This is a genomic window from Mycolicibacter kumamotonensis (assembly GCF_002086285.1).
Classification (GTDB): domain Bacteria; phylum Actinomycetota; class Actinomycetes; order Mycobacteriales; family Mycobacteriaceae; genus Mycobacterium; species Mycobacterium kumamotonense.
Genome location: NZ_MVHU01000004.1, coordinates 96,187 through 113,440, shown reverse-complemented (window position 1 = coordinate 113,440; position 17,254 = coordinate 96,187). Strand labels below are relative to the sequence as shown.

Below are 17,254 nucleotides of genomic sequence, written 5' to 3'. Positions count from 1 at the left end.
CTTACCAGCGCAACAGCACGAGTTCGGAGCAGAACGCCGGACCCATGGCGATCATCAGCCCGATCGATCCGGCCGCTGGCCTCTCGGTCAGCGTGTCACGCAGTACGTCAAGCACCGAGACAGACGACAGATTCCCGTTGTCCCGCAACGATCTCCGGGTGCGGTTGAGCGCATCGGCGCTCAGGTCCAGGCCGTTCTCGACGGCTTCGATCACCCGGGGGCCGCCGGGGTGACAGATCCAGGTGGTGACGTCGGAGGTTTCCAGCCCGTAGTCGGCCAGGAATTCGCGGACATCTTCGCCGAGATACTTCTCGGCCACGGTCGCCACGTCGGCGGACAGAATGATCCGGAACCCGTCGCTGCCGATGTGCCAGCCCATGACGTCCTCGGTGTCGGGATAGAGGTGGCTGCGGGTAGCCAGCACCTTCGGCCCTGCCGACGCGCGCTCGGCACCGGTCGCGATGACCGCGCCCGCGCCGTCACCGAACAGACTGGACGCGACCAGATTGGCGACCGAATTGTCGTTGCGCTGAATTGTCAACGAGCACAGTTCAACCGCGAGCAGCGCCGCGACGTGACCGGGGAAGGCGCGCAGATAGTCGTGCATGCGGGCCACCCCGGCGGCACCGGCGACGCAGCCGAGGCCGAACAACGGGACCCGCTTGACGTCGGGCCGCAACCCGACGCGCGCGGCCAGCCGCGCCTCCACGGTCGGCACGGCAAGACCTGTCACCGTCGTCGAGAAGATGATGTCGACCTCGGCGGGCTCGACGCCGGCGTCCTCCAGCGCCATCACCAGTGCCTGCTCACCGAGGTCGAGCGCCACCTCGAGATAGGCGTCGTTGGCCTCGGTGAAGCCGGTCAGGGCGGCGTAGCGTTCCAGCGGCAGCGCCAGCCGACGGTTTTCGACACCGCTGGCGGCACCGAAGCGCCGAAACTCCGGACCGGCGAAACCGGCCAGGGCCGCGGTCATTTCGTCTTGACGGTAGCGGTACGGCGGAAACGCCACGGCCGCAGAGGCGATAGCAGGCAAGGTACTCACACCCGGGACTACGCGGCCACCGGCCCAACGGTTCAACCCGAAAACGGGATGCGGATCGGTTGAACCGCAATAGTCTGAAATCCGTATCTACCCAGAAGGACTGTGACATCTGAATCGGAAGGATCCGATGCTGCGCGGAATGGCTCGGGCTGCACTCGCCAGGCCGCGCAGCATCATCGCCGTGGCGGGGCTGATCCTCGTCGCGGCGGCCGTCTTCGGCGCCCCGGTGGCCGGGAAACTGTCGGCCGGCGGGTTCTACGATCCGGACTCGGAGTCGGCTCGGGCCACCGCGCTGCTGGTCGACAAGTTCGGCCAAAGCGACCAGCAGATGCTGATCACCGTCACCGACCCGCACGGCGCAACCGGCGCTCGGGCCGCCTCGGTGGCCACCGCGATCATCGATCGGCTGCAGGCCTCACCGTGGGTGTACGGCACCTCCTCGACCTGGACCGGCTCACCGGGGCTGGTCAGCACCGACGGCAGGTCCGGACTGATCATCGCCCAGTTGCGCGGCGGCGAGAACAACGCCCAGCACTACGCCAAGTCGCTGATGGACGAGGTGGTGCACGACCGGGATGGCGTCACCGTGGCGGCCGGCGGCAATGCGGTGGTCTATGCGCAGATCAACGAGCAGAACCAACACGATCTGTTGATGATGGAGGCGATCGCGATCCCGCTGAGCTTCCTGGTGTTGGTCTGGGTGTTCGGCGGGCTGGTCGCGGCGGCGCTGCCGCTGGCGGTGGGTGCCGTGGCGATCGTGGGCTCGATGGCGATGCTGCGGCTGGTCACCGCCTACGCCGATGTGTCGATCTTCGCGCTGAACCTGACCACCGCGATGGGGCTGGCGCTGGCGATCGACTACACGTTGCTGATCATCAGCCGCTACCGCGACGAGCTGGCCACCGGCGCGGAGCCCCCCGACGCTCTGATCCACACCATGGCCACCGCCGGCCGGACGGTGCTGTTCTCGGCGACCACCGTCGCGTTGTCGATGGCGGTGATGGTGCTGTTCCCGATGTACTTCCTGAAATCCTTCGCCTACGCCGGGGTCGCCACGGTGCTGTTCGTGGCCGTCGCGGCCATCGTGGTGACCCCGGCCCTGATCGCGGCGCTCGGGGGACGGCTCGACGCGTTGGACGTGCGCCGGCCGTTGCGGCGCCTGCTGGGGCGGTCCCCACCGGCGCCCACACCGGTCGAGCAGCAGTTCTGGCACCGGTCGACGAAGGCGGTCATCCGCCACGCGGTGCCGATCGGGGTGGCTGGCGTCGCGGTGCTGCTCCTGCTGGGGGTGCCGTTTCTCGGCGTCAAGTGGGGGTTCCCCGACGACCGGGCACTTCCGCACTCGGCGTCGGCGCACCAGGTCGGTGACCGGCTGCGCACCGGATTCGCCGACGACTCCGCGACGACGGTCAGTGCCGTCATCCCGGACGCGACCGGACTCGACACCACCGACCTGGAGCGCTACGCGGCCGCCCTGTCGACCGTGCCCCACGTGGGGGCGGTCACCGCGCCGACCGGCACGTTCGTCGGCGGACAGCCGGTGGGGCCACCGGCGGCACCGACCGGGCTGGTCGACGGCAGCGCGCTGTTGACGATCGCGAGCACCGCGCCGCTGTTCTCGGCGGCCTCCGACGAACAGCTCGACCGGCTGCATGAAGTCAGCGTCCCGGGCGGGCGGCAGGTTGAGCTGGCCGGGTTGGCACAGACCAACCGCGACAGCGTGGCCGCCATCACCTCACGGCTGCCGCTGGTGCTGGGGTTGATCGCGGCCATCACGTTCGTCCTGCTGTTTTTGCTGACCGGCAGTATCGTGTTGCCGCTGAAAGCTCTCGCGCTCAACGTGTTGTCGTTGACGGCCGCCTTCGGGGCGCTGGTGTGGATTTTTCAGGATGGCCATCTCGGGGCGCTGGGCACGACGCCGACCGGAACGCTGGTCGCCAACATGCCGGTGCTGTTGTTCTGTGTCGCGTTCGGGTTGTCGATGGACTACGAGGTGTTCCTCATCGCGCGGATCCGGGAGTACTGGCTGGCGTCTGGCCGCAGCCCGGCCGACAACGACGCCAGTGTGGCGCTCGGGCTGGCCCACACCGGGCGGGTGATCACCGCCGCCGCGTTGGTGATGTCGATATCGTTCGCCGCGCTGATCGCCGCGCAGGTGTCGTTCATGCGGATGTTCGGCGTCGGGCTGACCCTGGCCGTGCTGGCCGACGCCACCCTGGTACGCACGGTGCTGGTACCGGCATTCATGCATCTGATGGGCCGGGCGAACTGGTGGGCGCCCGGACCGCTCGCCCGGCTGCACCAGCGGATCGGGCTCAGTGAGGACCATCCCCCGGCGGCCCCCCACAGCGGGCGGCACCGCCGGTCCGGCCGGGCTCCCGTCGAGTCGGTGGTCGAGGACGCGCTCGGCTATCGGGCCGCGCTCAACGGGCGCCCGACACCGCGTCACGCACGGCCGCAGCCAGACTCCGCTCGTCGCTGAGATCCAGGCCCAGCAGGCTGCGGCTGGCCCTGGCCACCACGTCCTCGTCGTGCGGAACCGGGCAGTCGAGCCCGGGGCGGTAGATCTCGACCACCAGCGCCTGTTGTTCGATGCGGAAGGAGAAGCTGCGCCCGTCACCGACCTCGCCGAATCCGCTCGCGAACGCGCCGGTCCAGATTTCCTCGATGAGGAATTCAGAACATGCCAGTTGCCAATCTTCGGCCACAGTCATGGCCGCGAGATTACACCTAAGCGAACTTATTGTTACCCGGACATGCCGATCCGGCCTCGGGGCCCTCCTTAGAATCGAGGTTCGCCCCCGTGTCGACCATCGACCGCGATAAGCCGGAAGAGCCGCCCGTGCTGAAGCACTCCCCCCGCCCGCCCTTGCGAGGCCTGCTGGTCTCGCTGTTGCTGCTGCTCACGGCGTGCTCCACCAATCCCGTCACCGCGCCGCCGCCGACGATCCCGCCGGCACAGCCCGCCGTCTCGCCGGCGGCGTCCCAGCGCCCGGCCGGCACGGTGCGTCCGCTGGGCGGCCGGGCCGCCGGCGCGGTGTTCGACGCCGCCACCGGGCTGTTGGTGGTGCTGTGTCCCGGTGCGGACGCGCAGGCACCCGCGGCGGTGGACCTGGTCGGCGGGCCCGGCCACGCCGTCCTGGCGCTGCCGGGACCGGCGACCGCGGTGACCGGCGACGGCGCGGGTGTCGCCTACCTGTCGAGCCGCGGCGGCTACTTCACCGTCGACCTGAGCAGTCGCCGCATCAACCGGATCGACGTCGACGACGCCGCCGACCTCGACTTCACCGCGATCGCGCGGCGTGGTGACGGCACGCTGGTGCTGGGCACCGCCGACGGCGCGGTGCACACCCTGACCTCCGACGGCACCCGGACCGCCGAGCGGGCGAAGATCTTCGCCCGAGTCGATGAGCTTGTGGCGCAAGGCAATACCTCCGTCGTGCTGGACCGCGGTCAGACGTCGGTGACCACCATCGGTCCCGACGGCAAGCCGCAGTACGCGCTGCGCGCCGGCCAGGGCGCGACGACGCTGGCCGCCGCTGCGCGCGGACCGGTGCTGGTGGCGGACACCCGCGGCGAACAGCTGCTGGTCTACGGCAGCGACCCGCTGATGCTGCGGCAGGCCTACCCGGTGCCGCAGGCCCCCTACGGGGTGGCCGGCGCCGAGGGGTTCGCGTGGGTGTCGCAGACCGCGACGAACACCGTGGTCGGTTACGATCTGAGCACCGGAATTCCCGTGGAGAAGGTTCGATACCCGACCGTGCAGCAGCCCAACATTCTGGCTTTCGACGACACGTCGGACACCTTGTATGTGGTGTCGGGCGCCGCAGCCGGGGTCCAGGTCATCGAGCATGCGGCGAGGCAACGTTGACCGCGCTGCGCCCGCGGTGGCTGCCGGCGGGCTGGGACAGCGAACTGTCCGATGAATACGACTGGATTCCGCTGCGGTTGCCTCCGGAGGTCACCCGCATCGGCGCTTCGACCCGGTTGGCGATCGAGGCCGAATATCGAGGGTGGGAGTTGACCCGGGTGCGGTTATACACCGACGGAAGCCGGCGGGTGTTGTTGCGCCGCAAGAAGTCCCAGTTGAACGCGGTCAACGGCAACCGCTGCGTCGACCAGCCGGGGTTGTAGGCCGATGGGCTGGTACGGCGCACTGCGCCGCGCGCTTTTCCTGGTGCCCCCTGAACGCATTCACACCATCACCTTCGCGGCGTTGCGCGGCGCCACCGCGCCGCCGCCGGTACGCCGGATGTTGCAGCACCGGCTGGCGCCCCATGACCCGGTGTTGGCCAGCACGGTGTTCGGGGTGCGCTTCCCCGGCCCGCTCGGACTGGCCGCCGGGTTCGACAAGGACGGCGTCGGGTTGAAGGCCTGGGGCGCACTGGGGTTCGGTTACGCCGAGGTGGGCACCGTGACCGCGGCGCCGCAGCCCGGCAACCCTGCACCGCGGCTGTTCCGGCTACCCGACGACCGCGCGTTGCTCAACCGGATGGGGTTCAACAATCACGGGGCCGGCGCGCTGGCCGCCCGGCTGGCCCGGCATCAGGCCGATGTGCCGATCGGAGTCAACATCGGCAAGACCAAGACCACCCCGGCCGAGGAGGCGGTCTCCGACTACCGCGCCAGCGCCCGACTGCTCGCGCCGCTGGCCTCCTATCTGGTGGTCAACGTCAGCTCGCCGAACACCCCGGGGCTGCGTGACCTGCAGGCGGTCGAAGCGCTGCGGCCCATCCTGGCCGCGGTACGCGCCGAGACCACCCGGCCGGTGCTGGTGAAGATCGCACCGGACCTGGCCGACGACGACCTCGATGCCGTCGCGGACCTGTCGGTGGAACTGGGCCTGGCCGGCATCGTGGCCACCAACACCACCGTGTCCCGCGACGGGCTGATCACCCCGGGCGTGGCCGAGCTGGGACCGGGCGGCATCTCCGGTCCCCCGGTGGCCCGCCGGGCCCTCGAGGTGTTGCGGCGGCTGTACGCCCGGGTCGGTGACCGGCTGGTGTTGATCAGCGTCGGCGGGATCGAGACCGCCGATGACGCCTGGGAGCGGATCACCGCCGGCGCCTCGCTGCTGCAGGGCTACACCGGGTTCATCTACGGCGGCGGCGGGTGGGCCCGCCAGATCCACGACGGCCTGGCCCGCCGACTGCACGAAGGCGGGTTCGGGTCACTGTCCGAGGCCGTCGGCTCGGCGGCCCGTTAACGCTAGCGCCCGTCGCGCGAGCGTGCGCGCTTGTACGCGACTCGCCGGTCGCGGCCGTGCAAACACGCACGCTCGCGGGAGGGGCGGGGTGTGCTCGCGGGGGGTCAGTTCCGGTGCTGCACTACTTCTGCTCGTAGGTGCCGACGATGACCGCGCGGGCGATGGCGTGCATGAACAGGTTGAAGCCCAGGTAGGCCGGGCTGGCGTCCTCGGCCAGCTCCAACTTCTCGACGTCGACGGCGTGCACCGCGATGTAGTAGCGGTGCGGGCCGTGACCGGCCGGCGGCGCAGCACCCACGTAGCGGCGCATCCCGGCATCGTTGACCAGGGTCAGCGCATCCCCGGGCAGCAGGCTCCCGTCCCCGACACCCTCGGGCAGCTCGGTGCAGGTGGCCGGCAGGTTGGCCACCGCCCAGTGCCAGAACCCGGATGCGGTGGGCGCATCGGGGTCATAGACGGTGACCGCGAAGCTGCGGGTCTCCTCCGGGAAGCCCGACCAGCTCAGCTGCGGGCTGGCGTCCTGTCCCCCGGCGCCCATGATTCCGCTGACCTGCGCGGTGGCCAGCGGCTGGCCGTCGGTGACCGACGAGGAGGTCAGGGTGAACGTCGGCAGCTTGGGCAGGGCGGCGTAGGGATCGGGCGCGGAGCTCATAGGAGTGGTCCTCTCGTCGTTGGGGTCAACCTCGTCGTCTTCATCAACAGTGTGTCAGGAAGTGGAGCAGTACCCGGGTACCGAACTCCAGGGCGTCGACGGGCACCCGCTCGTCGACCCCGTGGAACAGCGCGGAGAAATCCAGGTCCGGCGGCAGTCGCAGCGGGGCGAACCCGAAGCATCGAATACCCAACTGGGCGAACGCTTTTGCATCCGTTCCCCCGGACAGCATGTAGGGCACGGTCCGGGCGTCGGGGTCACAGGCCAGCAGCGCGGCGTTCATCGCCTCGACCAGGTCGCCGTCGAAGGACGTCTGCACCGGCGGCAGGTTGGTGACCCATTCCCGGGTCACGGCCGGGCCGATCAATTCGTCGACCTCGGCTTCGAAGGCCGCCTGGCGCCCGGGCAGCACCCGGCAGTCCAGCACGGCCTCGGCCGTCGCCGGGATCACGTTGGCCTTGTAACCGGCCTGCAGCATGGTCGGGGTGGCGGTGTCGCGCAGGGTGGCGTTGACGATGCGGGCGATCGGGCCGAGCTTCTCGATCATGCCTTCCAGATCTGGCGAGTCGACGTCGATCTCGTGGCCGGTCTCCTCGCTGACCGCGGCCAAAAACTGCTCGACGGCCTCGGTGAGCACCAGCGGGAACCGGTGCCGGCCCAGTCGTGCCACCGCCTCGGCCACCGCGGTGACGGCGTTGTCGTCGTTGACCATCGATCCGTGCCCGGCGCGGCCGTTGGCCCGCAGCCGCATCCAGCACAGCCCCTTCTCCGCGGTCTCGATGAGATAGAGCCGGCGCTCCCCGCCGTCACGGCGCGGCACGGTCAGCGAAAAGCCGCCGACCTCGCCGATCGCCTCGGTGACGCCGGCGAACAGGTCCGGCCGGTTCTCCACCAGCCAGTGCGCGCCGTACTTTCCGCCGGCCTCCTCGTCGGCGAGGAACGCGAACACCAGATCGCGCGGCGGGGTGATCCCGGCGCGGGCCAGGTGGCGGGCCACCGCGATGGTCATGCCGACCATGTCCTTCATGTCGACCGCGCCGCGGCCCCAGACGTAGCCGTCGGTGACCGCGCCGGAGAACGGGTGCACGCTCCACTCGCCGGCTTCGGCGGGCACCACGTCGAGGTGGCCGTGGATCAGCAGCGCCCCGCGGCTCGGGTCGCTGCCTTTGAGCCGTGCGAAGACATTCCCCCGCCCCGGTGCGCCGGACTCGACGTACTCGGTCTGATAGCCGGCTTCCTCGAGCCGTGCGGCCACCCACCGGGCGCACTCGGCCTCGCCCTTGGTCGTGTCCGGCTCGCCGGTGTTGGAGGTGTCGAATCGGATGAGCGTGCTGACGAGGTCCACGACTTCGTCGGCAGGATCAGGGCGCACCGTCACAGTTACCTTTCCTACCACTTCGGTGGCCGGGCTTTCGGCTGCCGCCGCACGGGCTGGGTTTGGGTCCGGCGTTCGGCATCCGTTAGCCTTAGCTGCCCGGGCGATCCGGGTCGGTCCGAGTGGCGGAATGGCAGACGCGCTAGCTTGAGGTGCTAGTGCCCTATTAATGGGCGTGGGGGTTCAAGTCCCCCCTCGGACACATCCGGCGACACGACTTAAGTCGGCCGTCGCCTTGACTTGTCGCAGGTGGGGATCGTAATCAAGACGTAGGCCCAGGCTTGCGTACACCTGAGCACGCTCCGGCCCGGTTGCTTCACCGAGCACCGCTGCCAGCCCACCCAACTCCTGCACCAATTCGGTGATCTGTGCAGCAGACATGGCGCGAGGTTGCTCGACTCGTTCCAGGCGCGCCTTCAGTTCGTCGCGCTCGGCGCTACGGCGGCGCAACGCTTCGGTGAGATCTTCGACAGCCACGCCGGACTCCACGGCGGCAATCAAAGCGGCAACCTTGCTGTTCGCTTCGCTGAGTTGGCGCAGCAAGGCGGCGTTGCCGGCTCCCGGGTCGACTTCCTGTCCGCGGGCCAGGTCTTCTGGATCGGCCAGGCTGGCGATCCATTGGTCGAGTCGGGGTGTCACCGCGTCCTCACGCAGGTAGACCGTGCGCGGGTGATCAGTCAGGTCTACAGGTACAGAACGCGACTTACCCAGTTCACATCGGTACAGGATGCGTGTTGCTTGCTTCCCGCCGCGAGCGGCGCCCTGCATCCGCCGTCCACACACAGCGCAGAACAGGATTCCGCGAAGCGCATACGGCACCGTCGATTCCCTGCTGCACACCAGGCCGGGACCACGCCGGGTCTGGGTGCGAAGACGAACGGCCTGCGCCAGTTCGTCGGTGATCAGCGCTTCATGAGTGCGGCGGTCCGGCACGACCCAGGCAGCCTGATCGCGCCACCGCATCCGTGTCTCATACCCCGCAGCGACATCGTCAGGATTGACCAGGACTTCGTATTTCTCCTGCTTGCCCCACACGCGCACACCGAGATAGGTCGGGTTGTCGAGGATGGCGCGGATCGCCGAATGAGACCAGCCTCGCGGGTCACGGTGGCGATTGCGTGCCGGGTCGTATTGGCTCGGAGACGGCACACCGTCGTCGGTGAGCCGCTGCGCAATGTAGCGCAGGCCCGCGCCGTCGGCGTACATGCGGTAGATCCGCTCGACGACCGGCGCCGTCGCGGGGTCCGGTTCAAGACGGTGCAGCCGCTGCCCAAGACTTGCCTTGGCAGGGTTCGGGTGCGGGCCGGCATCAACGAGCCGGTAACCGTACGGCGGTCGACCACCGAGATATCTGGTCGTGTCCTGCGCCAGTGTCGACATCGCGGTGCGCACGCGCATCTGGATTCGAGCGCGCTCACCCTTGCTCATGCCACCGAACAGAGTCATCACCAGGTCGTGCGCCTCAGAACCGGGATCGACCGCGCCACCGACCTCGGGCACCCACAGGCCGACTCCGTAGTGCGTGAGCACCGGGAAAGTCAGCGCGAACTGCGGACCGTAGAACGCCCGAGCGGGTTCCCCGATCACGACGGCATCGAAGCCACGGTCACGACCGGCGACATCGGCAAGCAGCCGTGATGCCTCTGGCCTGCGCTTCCACGGCAGCGAGCGGCTCTGCCCCACATCGAAGTAATCAGTGACAAGGACTCCGCCGTGCGGACCGATTAGGTCCGTGGCGCGCCGCTTCTGCCAGCTACGGCTCGCCTCCGGATCTTGAGCGTCTTCCGTGCTCACTCGGCCGTAGAAGGCGAACCTCAGGCTCACGCGACTCCCCTGTCTGATCCGAGCATCCGGTCCCGCACGGCCATTATGACGCGCACCAGCGCGCGGTTGGCCTCATGCGGAAGGCAATAGCTCTCTGGTACGACAATTTCAACACCTCCCTCTGACATCGTCGGCGCATCGCTGCGACCGTTGTACTCGGAGTGAGGATGTGCTGTTTGGGAACCGTCAGCCATCGTGTCCCCCTGGCGGATCTCCATGCTGGTCGCGGACTTGACGACGGGCTTCCACCAATCCAATGCGCCGGGTGTGGATGCGTTGGAGGGCCGCGGAGTAGACGAGGGTGCGCTCCCCCGCACTGGTGTGTCCGGCGTGGTTGAACTTCCAGAGCACCTCGTCAGCATCCAGGCTGGCCTGCGCCTCCGTTGTAGGGACGTCACGCCCGATTGGCCACGTATGAACCTGGTGTTCAATCGGTTTGGCGTTTTTCTTGCTCGTCCAGGTCGCACGTGCGGCGCGCAGGGCGCCCATGGTGGTCGAGTAGTGCCGCGATTTGGTGGTGATGTGTCCGCGATAGCCCAGCGTGTGCAGCCATCGCCCAATTCCGGCCATCGGCTCAACACGTTCGGCGAGTTCGGCGATGGTGGTCAAGATCGACCGGACGTGTTCGCTGACGTCGAGGGTGGCGATCGCTTCCGTCGAGAGTCGCCGGGCGGTGATACCGAAGTCCTGCAGGGATTTGGTGACGTATTTGGCCAGGTATGCCGCCACCCGGCGCGGCGACAAGCGAGCTGTCGGCGCTGCGCCGACCGGTTCGGCCATTGCTTCGCCGCTGAGCGGTTGGGCGTCGATCTGGGTGCCGAACCGCAGCTCGCGTACGTCGCCATCGAGGGCGAGAACGTCAACACGGATCTGGCGCGCAGCACTCTGAATCAGCGTGGCCAGCTCGCCCGCGGTGATCGGCGATACCCAGCCGCGGGGTCCGGCACCCGAACGGGGCTCCCCACCGCCACAGGTGGCGGCGGGGCCGTAATGGTTCTGGTCACTCTGGGTGGTGGGTGCTGACGGTGGGTCGAGGCGGATCAGGGCATGGATGTGCGGGATGGCACGGGCTTGCAGTTCGACGACCTTGACGAAACTCACGCGTACCGAGCCCCGGTCCATCCCACGTGCTCTCAACTGTGCTGCTACGGCGCGCCGCAATGCGATGGTGAAACGGCGCCACAGCTCGGGCAGATGCCAGGTAAAGAGAACATGCCCGACGTAGTCGTAGCACTGGCCGCATAACGGCTGGCCCACTATTGGATCACCGACGGAATGGGTTAGGTTGCACCGCACTGGATTCCCATGAATACAGCGGCTTCCTGGACTCGTCGATGTGGGGCGGCAACGCGCGCCGGTGGCGTGGTGCACCGTGCCGTAGCTCGGCGCGGTCAAGGTGGCGAACACCTGTGGGCGAGCGGCGACCTCGGCGGGCATGTTGTGGTGGCCGCCGGCGGCACCGGCGTGCACCAGCTGCCAGGTGTCACGGGCGTACAGGTCCGAGCATGACGGGCAGACGCTGGCTCGGCGGTTGTTGCACCGTGTCCACACCACCTGCCGGCGCCCAATAGAGCCAGCGCCGACCAGCTGAATCGGGTGAGCACAGCATCCCACCGATTCGACACGCCGCCACCACATCTCGAAACCCGCAGAGGATGCGCGCCGAACCATCTGGGTGATCACCCGTGCGGAGTCGGTGGTGGTGGGCAGGCCCGGCAGCGAGACCACCGATCCGCCCACACCGTCGGCTGGAGCACTCACTGTGGTTCCCGGCCCTGCGAATGCTCACCGCCCGTGCGCGGCGCCCGAAAGGTGCGGGCCAAGCCGGCGATGTCGCGGTCAGTGACGTGAAAGGCGCGCACCCGCACCGGCTCAGCGGTGCCGTCGATCATCACGTACCCGACCCCGGGGGTGGCATCAGCAATCAGATCGCATTCGGCACCAGCATCACGAGCCCCCTGGCCGAGCACCATCGTGGTCTGGGTGGCCTCAGTCATGCGCAACCCGATCCGCACCGTGAACAACTGCCGCACCGGCAGGGTGTCTTTGGCCGGGTCCTGCACCGCCGCCACCACCGAAATCCCGACCGCACGACCCTGCGACAACAACAGCCCCAGCAGCTGCTCGATCTCGGTGCGCAGTTTGCGGTCGGTGACATAGGCGGTCAGTGCGGCGATCTCGTCAACGATCAACACGATCAGCGGCTCGCTGGGCGTGGGGTTGTGCAGGCGAGTGTGTCCACGCAGCCGGTTGGCGCGTGCCTGCATCAGCTCCACCAGCTCGTGCAGCAGCACCACCACGGGTTCACCGGTGTGGTGACAGAACCGGGTGAACAGCGCTGCGCCAGCGCCGAGTTCCATGCCGCCTTTCGGGTCGATCACGCACAACCTGACCCGGCCGGACTTGACCTCGGGCGCTAGTCCGGCAATCAGCGACCACAACACCGAGCCCTTCCCAGCCCCGGTGGCACCGGCAACTAGGAGGTGCTGACCCAACACGGGTAGGCGCCACCAGGCGCGGGCTTCGGTGATGCCGACCCGCACCGCGCCCAGATCAACGGGGATCGCAAGGCGCGGCATGGACAACGCGATCGGTTGGCCGAGTACATCACCGCGACCGATGATGATCCGCACCTGCCCCGGCGTGGTGGCCCGGATTGTCAACCGCTCGGCCCGCCACGCCGCCGCCAACGCCGGACCGCGTTTCTGCCAGTCGGTGAGGCATTGGCCGGTCACGACCTTCACGGTCAGGGCGTCAGCGTGATGGCCGATGCGCGCCGAGATGACGGCCGGTACCAGGGTGCGCTCGCCGTGTTTGGCGGTCAAACCGTGCAGAGCGCACACCGATTCCCAGGTGCGGTGATAGCGCCACCACGCCAGCCAGCGGTGCCGCAGCGGTGCGCTCACCCACCGAGTGAATGATGCCGGTTCCAGCACAGCCCAGCCGATATATGCCGCGACCGCCGCGAGAGCAATCCCTAACCCGGCGCGGGCGCCGTGGCCAACACCGACCCAGATCGCCGCAACGGCGGGGATGCTCAGGGCGGGGAACAGGATCGCCCACCACAGCAACTGTCCGGTGGCTTTGACTCCTGCCCAGATCAGCTCGCCGATCCAGTCATCGTCTGTTTGATTAGTGTTGTGGTTCTTACGGTTTGGGGTATTGGACATGGGGATCTGCTTTCGCTACGGCGGGAAGATGATGGGGGCGCTGACCCGGCAAGCGCGCGCTGCTGCGGTTGCTTGCCGGGCCAGGCCTTGGTTACCGGGGCGGCTGGGCCGGCTTGGCCGCCGCGGCCGGGTCGGCGGCGGTGATGGTTTCGGCGCGGTACGCGATGCCGGAGCGGCCGTCCTGCGACCACGGCAGCGCGACCAGACCCGACACCGCGACCGGCTGTCCGACCGTGAGCTTCGGCTCCCCGACCACAGTGACGGCGAGCACCTCGCCGCCGGTGGCGTCCAGGGCGATCAACTGCACCTGCCACAACGCTTGACCAGTTGCCTTATCGATGCGTGGCGTACCGGTGTCGAAATTGGTGCGCTGCTCCGGAATCCGGGTGCACAGGAACGTCACGCCGGTCGTATCGATTTTCAGTTTCATCTCGGTGCTGTCCTTCCTTTGTTGTTCTCACGCGGGCGTGTTCATCCGCGGATCAAGGACAGCGCTACCGGCGATGCTTCTGGAAGTGACGGGCAGTGATAACAGTGATAACCGCAAACGCGCAAACCTGGCTGACCTGCGCCGATGTATGCGGCATGATCGACACCATGGCCGCAGCCGACCCGATCCGCGCACTCAATGCGCAGCGGCTCAGCGCGGCCCGGAAACGCTACGGCTACAGCCTGCGTGAGTTGGCAATCGAGGTTGAAAACGTCCGCAAGCTACGTGGCGATGCCGACCTACCCGAACGGGAGTCCCTACGACAAAAGATCGCCCAGATCGAGCGAACCGGGATGCTCGGCCCGATGTGGCGTGAAGACCTCGCCGCGGTGTTCGGCGTCGAACCCGACGAGTTGTTCAGCGTGCCCATCGCCACCGCATTGCCGCACCCGCTGCTGGTGCGACTTCCTGTCAACCGCGACGTACTCGCTGTCATCGAGTCCCGGCAACAAGCCCATATCGAAGTCGAGCACACCTTCGGCCCTCAGCACGCCCGCCCCCTGGTGGAATCCGACCTTGCCACGATCGAATCCCTGATTGCGCACGCACCTTCGCAGATCAAGACCGAGATGCGGCATGCTGCCGGGGCTACCGCCGAGGTCGCTGGATGGATCGCCCAAGATGTCGGTGATCACGCCGCCGCAGAGAAACTCACCCACACCGCTGCCCTGCACCTGCGCACAGCCGGCCCAGCATTCAACGCCATGATCCTGATGCGCCAGTCCAACATCCTGACCCGCAGCGACCCCGACCTGGCCGCCGTCTTGGCTGCTGAGGCCGCCGAACTGATCGACGGGCGCGACGTGGGTCGCCTGGCCGCCAGTATCGCCCGCCAACAGGCCCTAGCTGAGCTGTTTAACCAGAATGAGCGAGAATTTCATCGCCGTGCCGCCGCTGCCCTCGAACTCGGCGATCTGCAACCCCATCCTCATGATCATGCGATCTACGCCCACGCCGCCTACGTCGCCAGCGAGATCGCCTTCGGCTACCTCCGCATTGATGACCCCGACAAGGCCGTCGCCCTGCTCGCCGGACACCATCACGCCTGGACCGCACACCAGTACCGCGATCAGACCGTGGCCGACATGCGGCTCCTGCACGCCTATATCGCCACCGGCGAATACCAGCAAGCACTGGCCCTCACCGACACGGCGATCCCGGGCTACCTCGCGGCACCCTCGCAGCGGGCCAGACTTCATCTGGCCAAGGCGGGCACACTCGTGCGCGACCGCCGACGACGACGAAACAAGGACCCGATCCTGCAACAGCTCGCCGGCCGTATCAAAAACGCCACCCAAGGAGTCATCGCATGAGCCGTCGAGTCATTCCCGACACCACCAGCACAGACCCCGCAACTGCCCGCTCTATCGCGGTGCTGCCGGTCGGCTCATTCGAGCAACACGGCCCCTACCTTCCGCTCGGCACCGACACGCTCATCGCCAGTGCTATCGCATCGTCAATCAGTCAGCACCACAAAGTGTTTCAGTTACCGCCGGTTACATTCGGCTGCTCTCACGAACACGTGGCCTACTCCGGCACCGTGAGCATCAGCGCCACCACCCTCGCCGCGATCGTCGCTGACATCATCGAATCACTGTCACAACAAAACACCGCCGGATTGATCATCGTGAACGGCCACGGCGGCAACGCTGTACTGACCAACGTCGTCCAGCAGGCCAACCAGCCCAAGGCCCCCATCAACGTCGGGCTCTACCCCAGCCGCGAAGACTGGGCCGAGGCCCGAACCGCCGCAGGCATCCATAGCAGCAGCCACGACGACATGCACGCCGGGGAACTGGAGACCTCCATCTTGCTCGCCACCGACCCCGACTACCTACGCGAAGGCTGGCAGACCAGCGACCACACCGCCACCGACCGCCGCTACCTGACCACCATCGGCATCCACGCCTACACGCCCACCGGCGTCATCGGCTACCCATCACAAGCCACCGAAACCAAAGGCAGCCAAGCCCTCGACCACCTCGGCCGCAACGCCGCCACGCTGATCGGACTCCTCACCGGCCAATAAGCCAAGCAGCCGGGCGGGGCGGCTACCGTCCGCTGGCGCTCCCGTCCGCCGCCCCGCAACACCCCAGCTCAAGACCGCCGACGCCCACCAGCAGCCACCGTGGACCCAGCTCGTGAGAACTTTCTTTACTGGTATCAAGTAACTAGAGTCCGATACGCTTGGCGATGATCTCGTTCATGATTTCGTTGGTGCCGCCGCCTATTCCGAGAATCCGGCAGTCTCGATAGTGTCTCTCGATCTCAGACTCACGCATGTAGCCCATCCCACCGAAGATCTGAACCGCCTCGTTGACCACGTAGTCGCACGCATACACAGCGGTGTTCTTGGCCATCGACACCTCGGCAACGACATCCTCCCCTGCTAGCCACCTCTGCATGACCGCACGGGTGTAGGTGCACGCCACGTCGACCTGTCGAGCCATCTCGGCAAGCTTATGGCGAATGACCTGGCGCCCCGTCAACGGTCTACCGAACGTTTCACGCTCCCGCGCCCAACTCTTGGCGAGATCGAGAGCCCTATCCGCCGTCGCGTACGCCTGGACAGCGATGCCGAGCCGTTCAGCCTGAAATTGCTGCATGATCTGCAAAAACCCGCTGTTCTCTGCCCCCACCAGGTTCTCAGCCGGTACGCGAACGTCGACGAAAGACAACTCGGCGGTGTCGCTACATCGCCACCCCATCTTGTCCAACCGGCGGGACACTTCAAATCCAGACGAATTCTTGTCGATCACGAGCAATGAAACTCCCCCGTAACCCGGTCCGCCGGTGCGTACCGCCGTAGTAACGAAGTCCGCCCGAACTCCGCTGGTGATGAACGTCTTTGCTCCGTTGACCACGTAGGTGTCGCCATCGCGCACTGCGCGTGTGCGCAAATTCGCGACATCTGAGCCTGCCCCAGGCTCGGTAACGCCCAGCGAGCCGATCATCTTTCCTGCGAGCGTCGGACGGACATATCGTTCAATCAGGACTTCGGAGCCATTGGCGGCAATGTGGGGAAGGGCAATGCCATGGGTGAACAAGGCGGCGCAGACGCCAGTGGACCCACCTGCGGCCAGGATGGCCTCAGTGACCAGTGCAGAGTCAATCGCGTTGCCGCCGCTGCCGCCGACTTCTTCCGGGAACCCGATTCCGAGAAGCCCGACCTCGGCAGCATTGAGGTGCAGGTCGCGCGGGATCTCACCCACCCGCTCCCATTCCGCTAGCTTCGGCGCGATTTCACGTTCGACGAAAGACCGCGCCATTTGACTCAGCGCTCGTCGCTCCGGCGTAGTCCACACCTTCGGGGCGACAACGAAACGAGCTGCCCCATCCTCGCATGCCGTGGTCGTGCCTGCGTCCGTCATCTCAGCCTCCGCGAGAATTTGATGGATTGATTACAAGGTGGCTGACGCTTGCCGTCCTCAGGATGGGCAAGGAGGACGCGACGCGCAGCAGCCTAAGCGGTCCGGCGGCGTGTAATCTGCAGCG

Annotated in this window: 15 protein-coding genes and 1 tRNA gene; 7 read left to right on the top strand and 9 right to left on the bottom strand. The window is 67.4% G+C overall.

What is annotated here, in order from left to right; all coding sequences use genetic code 11:
• Position 1: 1 nt before the first annotated feature.
• Complete coding sequence (locus tag BST28_RS04535; RefSeq protein WP_420093422.1) at positions 2–973, bottom strand: type III polyketide synthase; 972 nt, start codon at positions 971–973, stop codon at positions 2–4.
• A 196-nt stretch (positions 974–1,169) separates the two neighbouring features.
• Here BST28_RS04535 and BST28_RS04530 point away from each other — a divergent pair, with 196 nt between their 5' ends.
• Complete coding sequence (locus tag BST28_RS04530; protein ID WP_083080125.1) at positions 1,170–3,524, top strand: MMPL family transporter; 2,355 nt, start codon at positions 1,170–1,172, stop codon at positions 3,522–3,524.
• Here the strand turns inward: BST28_RS04530 and BST28_RS04525 are convergent.
• Entirely contained in the window at positions 3,466–3,756 is a 291-nt protein-coding gene (locus BST28_RS04525) for a hypothetical protein (RefSeq protein WP_020425456.1), read from the bottom strand. The two genes, BST28_RS04530 and BST28_RS04525, sit on opposite strands and share 59 nt — an antisense overlap.
• Before the next feature lie 131 nt (positions 3,757–3,887).
• Here BST28_RS04525 and BST28_RS04520 point away from each other — a divergent pair, with 131 nt between their 5' ends.
• The 3 genes from BST28_RS04520 to BST28_RS04510 are packed head-to-tail and all read left to right on the top strand — an operon-like array spanning position 3,888 to position 6,248.
• Positions 3,888–4,913 (top strand): YncE family protein, encoded by a 1,026-nt coding sequence (locus BST28_RS04520; protein WP_083080181.1) that lies wholly within the window; start codon positions 3,888–3,890, stop codon positions 4,911–4,913.
• The gene (locus BST28_RS04515; RefSeq protein ID WP_065289311.1) at positions 4,910–5,176 is read left to right on the top strand and encodes a DUF5703 family protein; all 267 of its coding nucleotides are present in this window, start codon (positions 4,910–4,912) and stop codon (positions 5,174–5,176) included. The genes BST28_RS04520 and BST28_RS04515 overlap by 4 nt, the downstream gene beginning before the upstream one ends.
• Before the next feature lie 4 nt (positions 5,177–5,180).
• Positions 5,181–6,248, top strand: coding sequence for a quinone-dependent dihydroorotate dehydrogenase (locus BST28_RS04510; RefSeq protein ID WP_083080124.1), 1,068 nt, complete (start codon positions 5,181–5,183; stop codon positions 6,246–6,248).
• Positions 6,249–6,369: 121 nt separating this feature from the next.
• On the opposite strand, the gene BST28_RS04505 is transcribed toward BST28_RS04510, so the two are convergent.
• The gene (locus tag BST28_RS04505) at positions 6,370–6,900 is read right to left on the bottom strand and encodes a YbhB/YbcL family Raf kinase inhibitor-like protein (protein ID WP_083080122.1); all 531 of its coding nucleotides are present in this window, start codon (positions 6,898–6,900) and stop codon (positions 6,370–6,372) included.
• A gap of 43 nt (positions 6,901–6,943) precedes the next feature.
• Positions 6,944–8,278 (bottom strand): M20/M25/M40 family metallo-hydrolase, encoded by a 1,335-nt coding sequence (locus tag BST28_RS04500; RefSeq protein ID WP_083080121.1) that lies wholly within the window; start codon positions 8,276–8,278, stop codon positions 6,944–6,946.
• A 113-nt stretch (positions 8,279–8,391) separates the two neighbouring features.
• Here BST28_RS04500 and BST28_RS04495 point away from each other — a divergent pair.
• Positions 8,392–8,477: transfer RNA gene (locus tag BST28_RS04495), tRNA-Leu, on the top strand.
• Here BST28_RS04495 and BST28_RS04490 read toward each other — a convergent pair.
• The 4 genes from BST28_RS04490 to BST28_RS04475 form a co-directional block, all read right to left on the bottom strand.
• Positions 8,459–10,099 (bottom strand): recombinase family protein, encoded by a 1,641-nt coding sequence (locus BST28_RS04490; RefSeq protein ID WP_083080120.1) that lies wholly within the window; start codon positions 10,097–10,099, stop codon positions 8,459–8,461. The genes BST28_RS04495 and BST28_RS04490 overlap by 19 nt on opposite strands.
• Positions 10,100–10,285: 186 nt before the next feature.
• On the bottom strand, positions 10,286–11,770 hold the full coding sequence (locus BST28_RS04485; protein ID WP_234808194.1) for a replication initiator: 1,485 nt from the start codon (positions 11,768–11,770) through the stop codon (positions 10,286–10,288).
• Between the two features lie 86 nt (positions 11,771–11,856).
• Entirely contained in the window at positions 11,857–13,269 is a 1,413-nt protein-coding gene (locus tag BST28_RS04480) for an FtsK/SpoIIIE domain-containing protein (RefSeq protein ID WP_083080117.1), read from the bottom strand.
• A gap of 91 nt (positions 13,270–13,360) precedes the next feature.
• On the bottom strand, positions 13,361–13,699 hold the full coding sequence (locus tag BST28_RS04475; RefSeq protein WP_083080115.1) for an SCO3933 family regulatory protein: 339 nt from the start codon (positions 13,697–13,699) through the stop codon (positions 13,361–13,363).
• Positions 13,700–13,854: 155 nt separating this feature from the next.
• On the opposite strand from BST28_RS04475, the gene BST28_RS04470 reads away from it, so the two are divergent.
• Both BST28_RS04470 and BST28_RS04465 read left to right on the top strand, forming a co-directional pair.
• Positions 13,855–15,072 carry a hypothetical protein gene (locus BST28_RS04470; protein ID WP_234808192.1) on the top strand — a complete coding sequence of 406 codons (1,218 nt, stop codon included), beginning with the start codon at positions 13,855–13,857 and terminating at the stop codon, positions 15,070–15,072.
• A complete protein-coding gene (locus BST28_RS04465; RefSeq protein WP_083080114.1) occupies positions 15,069–15,788 on the top strand; it encodes a creatininase family protein in 720 nt (239 codons plus the stop codon). The genes BST28_RS04470 and BST28_RS04465 overlap by 4 nt, the downstream gene beginning before the upstream one ends.
• Positions 15,789–15,930: 142 nt before the next feature.
• Here BST28_RS04465 and BST28_RS04460 read toward each other — a convergent pair whose 3' ends face one another.
• Positions 15,931–17,130 (bottom strand): acyl-CoA dehydrogenase family protein, encoded by a 1,200-nt coding sequence (locus tag BST28_RS04460; RefSeq protein ID WP_083080113.1) that lies wholly within the window; start codon positions 17,128–17,130, stop codon positions 15,931–15,933.
• Positions 17,131–17,254 lie beyond the last annotated feature (124 nt).

Excerpts from the sequence above, each read along its gene's own strand:
- BST28_RS04535 (WP_420093422.1), bottom strand. The coding sequence starts at position 973 with ATGACCGCGGCCCTGGCCGGTTTCGCCGGTCCGGAGTTTCGGCGCTTC.
- BST28_RS04530 (WP_083080125.1), top strand. The coding sequence starts at position 1,170 with ATGCTGCGCGGAATGGCTCGGGCTGCACTCGCCAGGCCGCGCAGCATC.
- BST28_RS04525 (WP_020425456.1), bottom strand. The coding sequence starts at position 3,756 with ATGACTGTGGCCGAAGATTGGCAACTGGCATGTTCTGAATTCCTCATC.
- BST28_RS04510 (WP_083080124.1), top strand. The coding sequence starts at position 5,181 with ATGGGCTGGTACGGCGCACTGCGCCGCGCGCTTTTCCTGGTGCCCCCT.
- BST28_RS04505 (WP_083080122.1), bottom strand. The coding sequence starts at position 6,900 with ATGAGCTCCGCGCCCGATCCCTACGCCGCCCTGCCCAAGCTGCCGACG.
- BST28_RS04485 (WP_234808194.1), bottom strand. The coding sequence starts at position 11,770 with ATGGTTCGGCGCGCATCCTCTGCGGGTTTCGAGATGTGGTGGCGGCGT.
- BST28_RS04480 (WP_083080117.1), bottom strand. The coding sequence starts at position 13,269 with ATGTCCAATACCCCAAACCGTAAGAACCACAACACTAATCAAACAGAC.
- BST28_RS04475 (WP_083080115.1), bottom strand. The coding sequence starts at position 13,699 with ATGAAACTGAAAATCGATACGACCGGCGTGACGTTCCTGTGCACCCGG.
- BST28_RS04470 (WP_234808192.1), top strand. The coding sequence starts at position 13,855 with ATGATCGACACCATGGCCGCAGCCGACCCGATCCGCGCACTCAATGCG.
- BST28_RS04465 (WP_083080114.1), top strand. The coding sequence starts at position 15,069 with ATGAGCCGTCGAGTCATTCCCGACACCACCAGCACAGACCCCGCAACT.
- BST28_RS04460 (WP_083080113.1), bottom strand. The coding sequence starts at position 17,130 with ATGACGGACGCAGGCACGACCACGGCATGCGAGGATGGGGCAGCTCGT.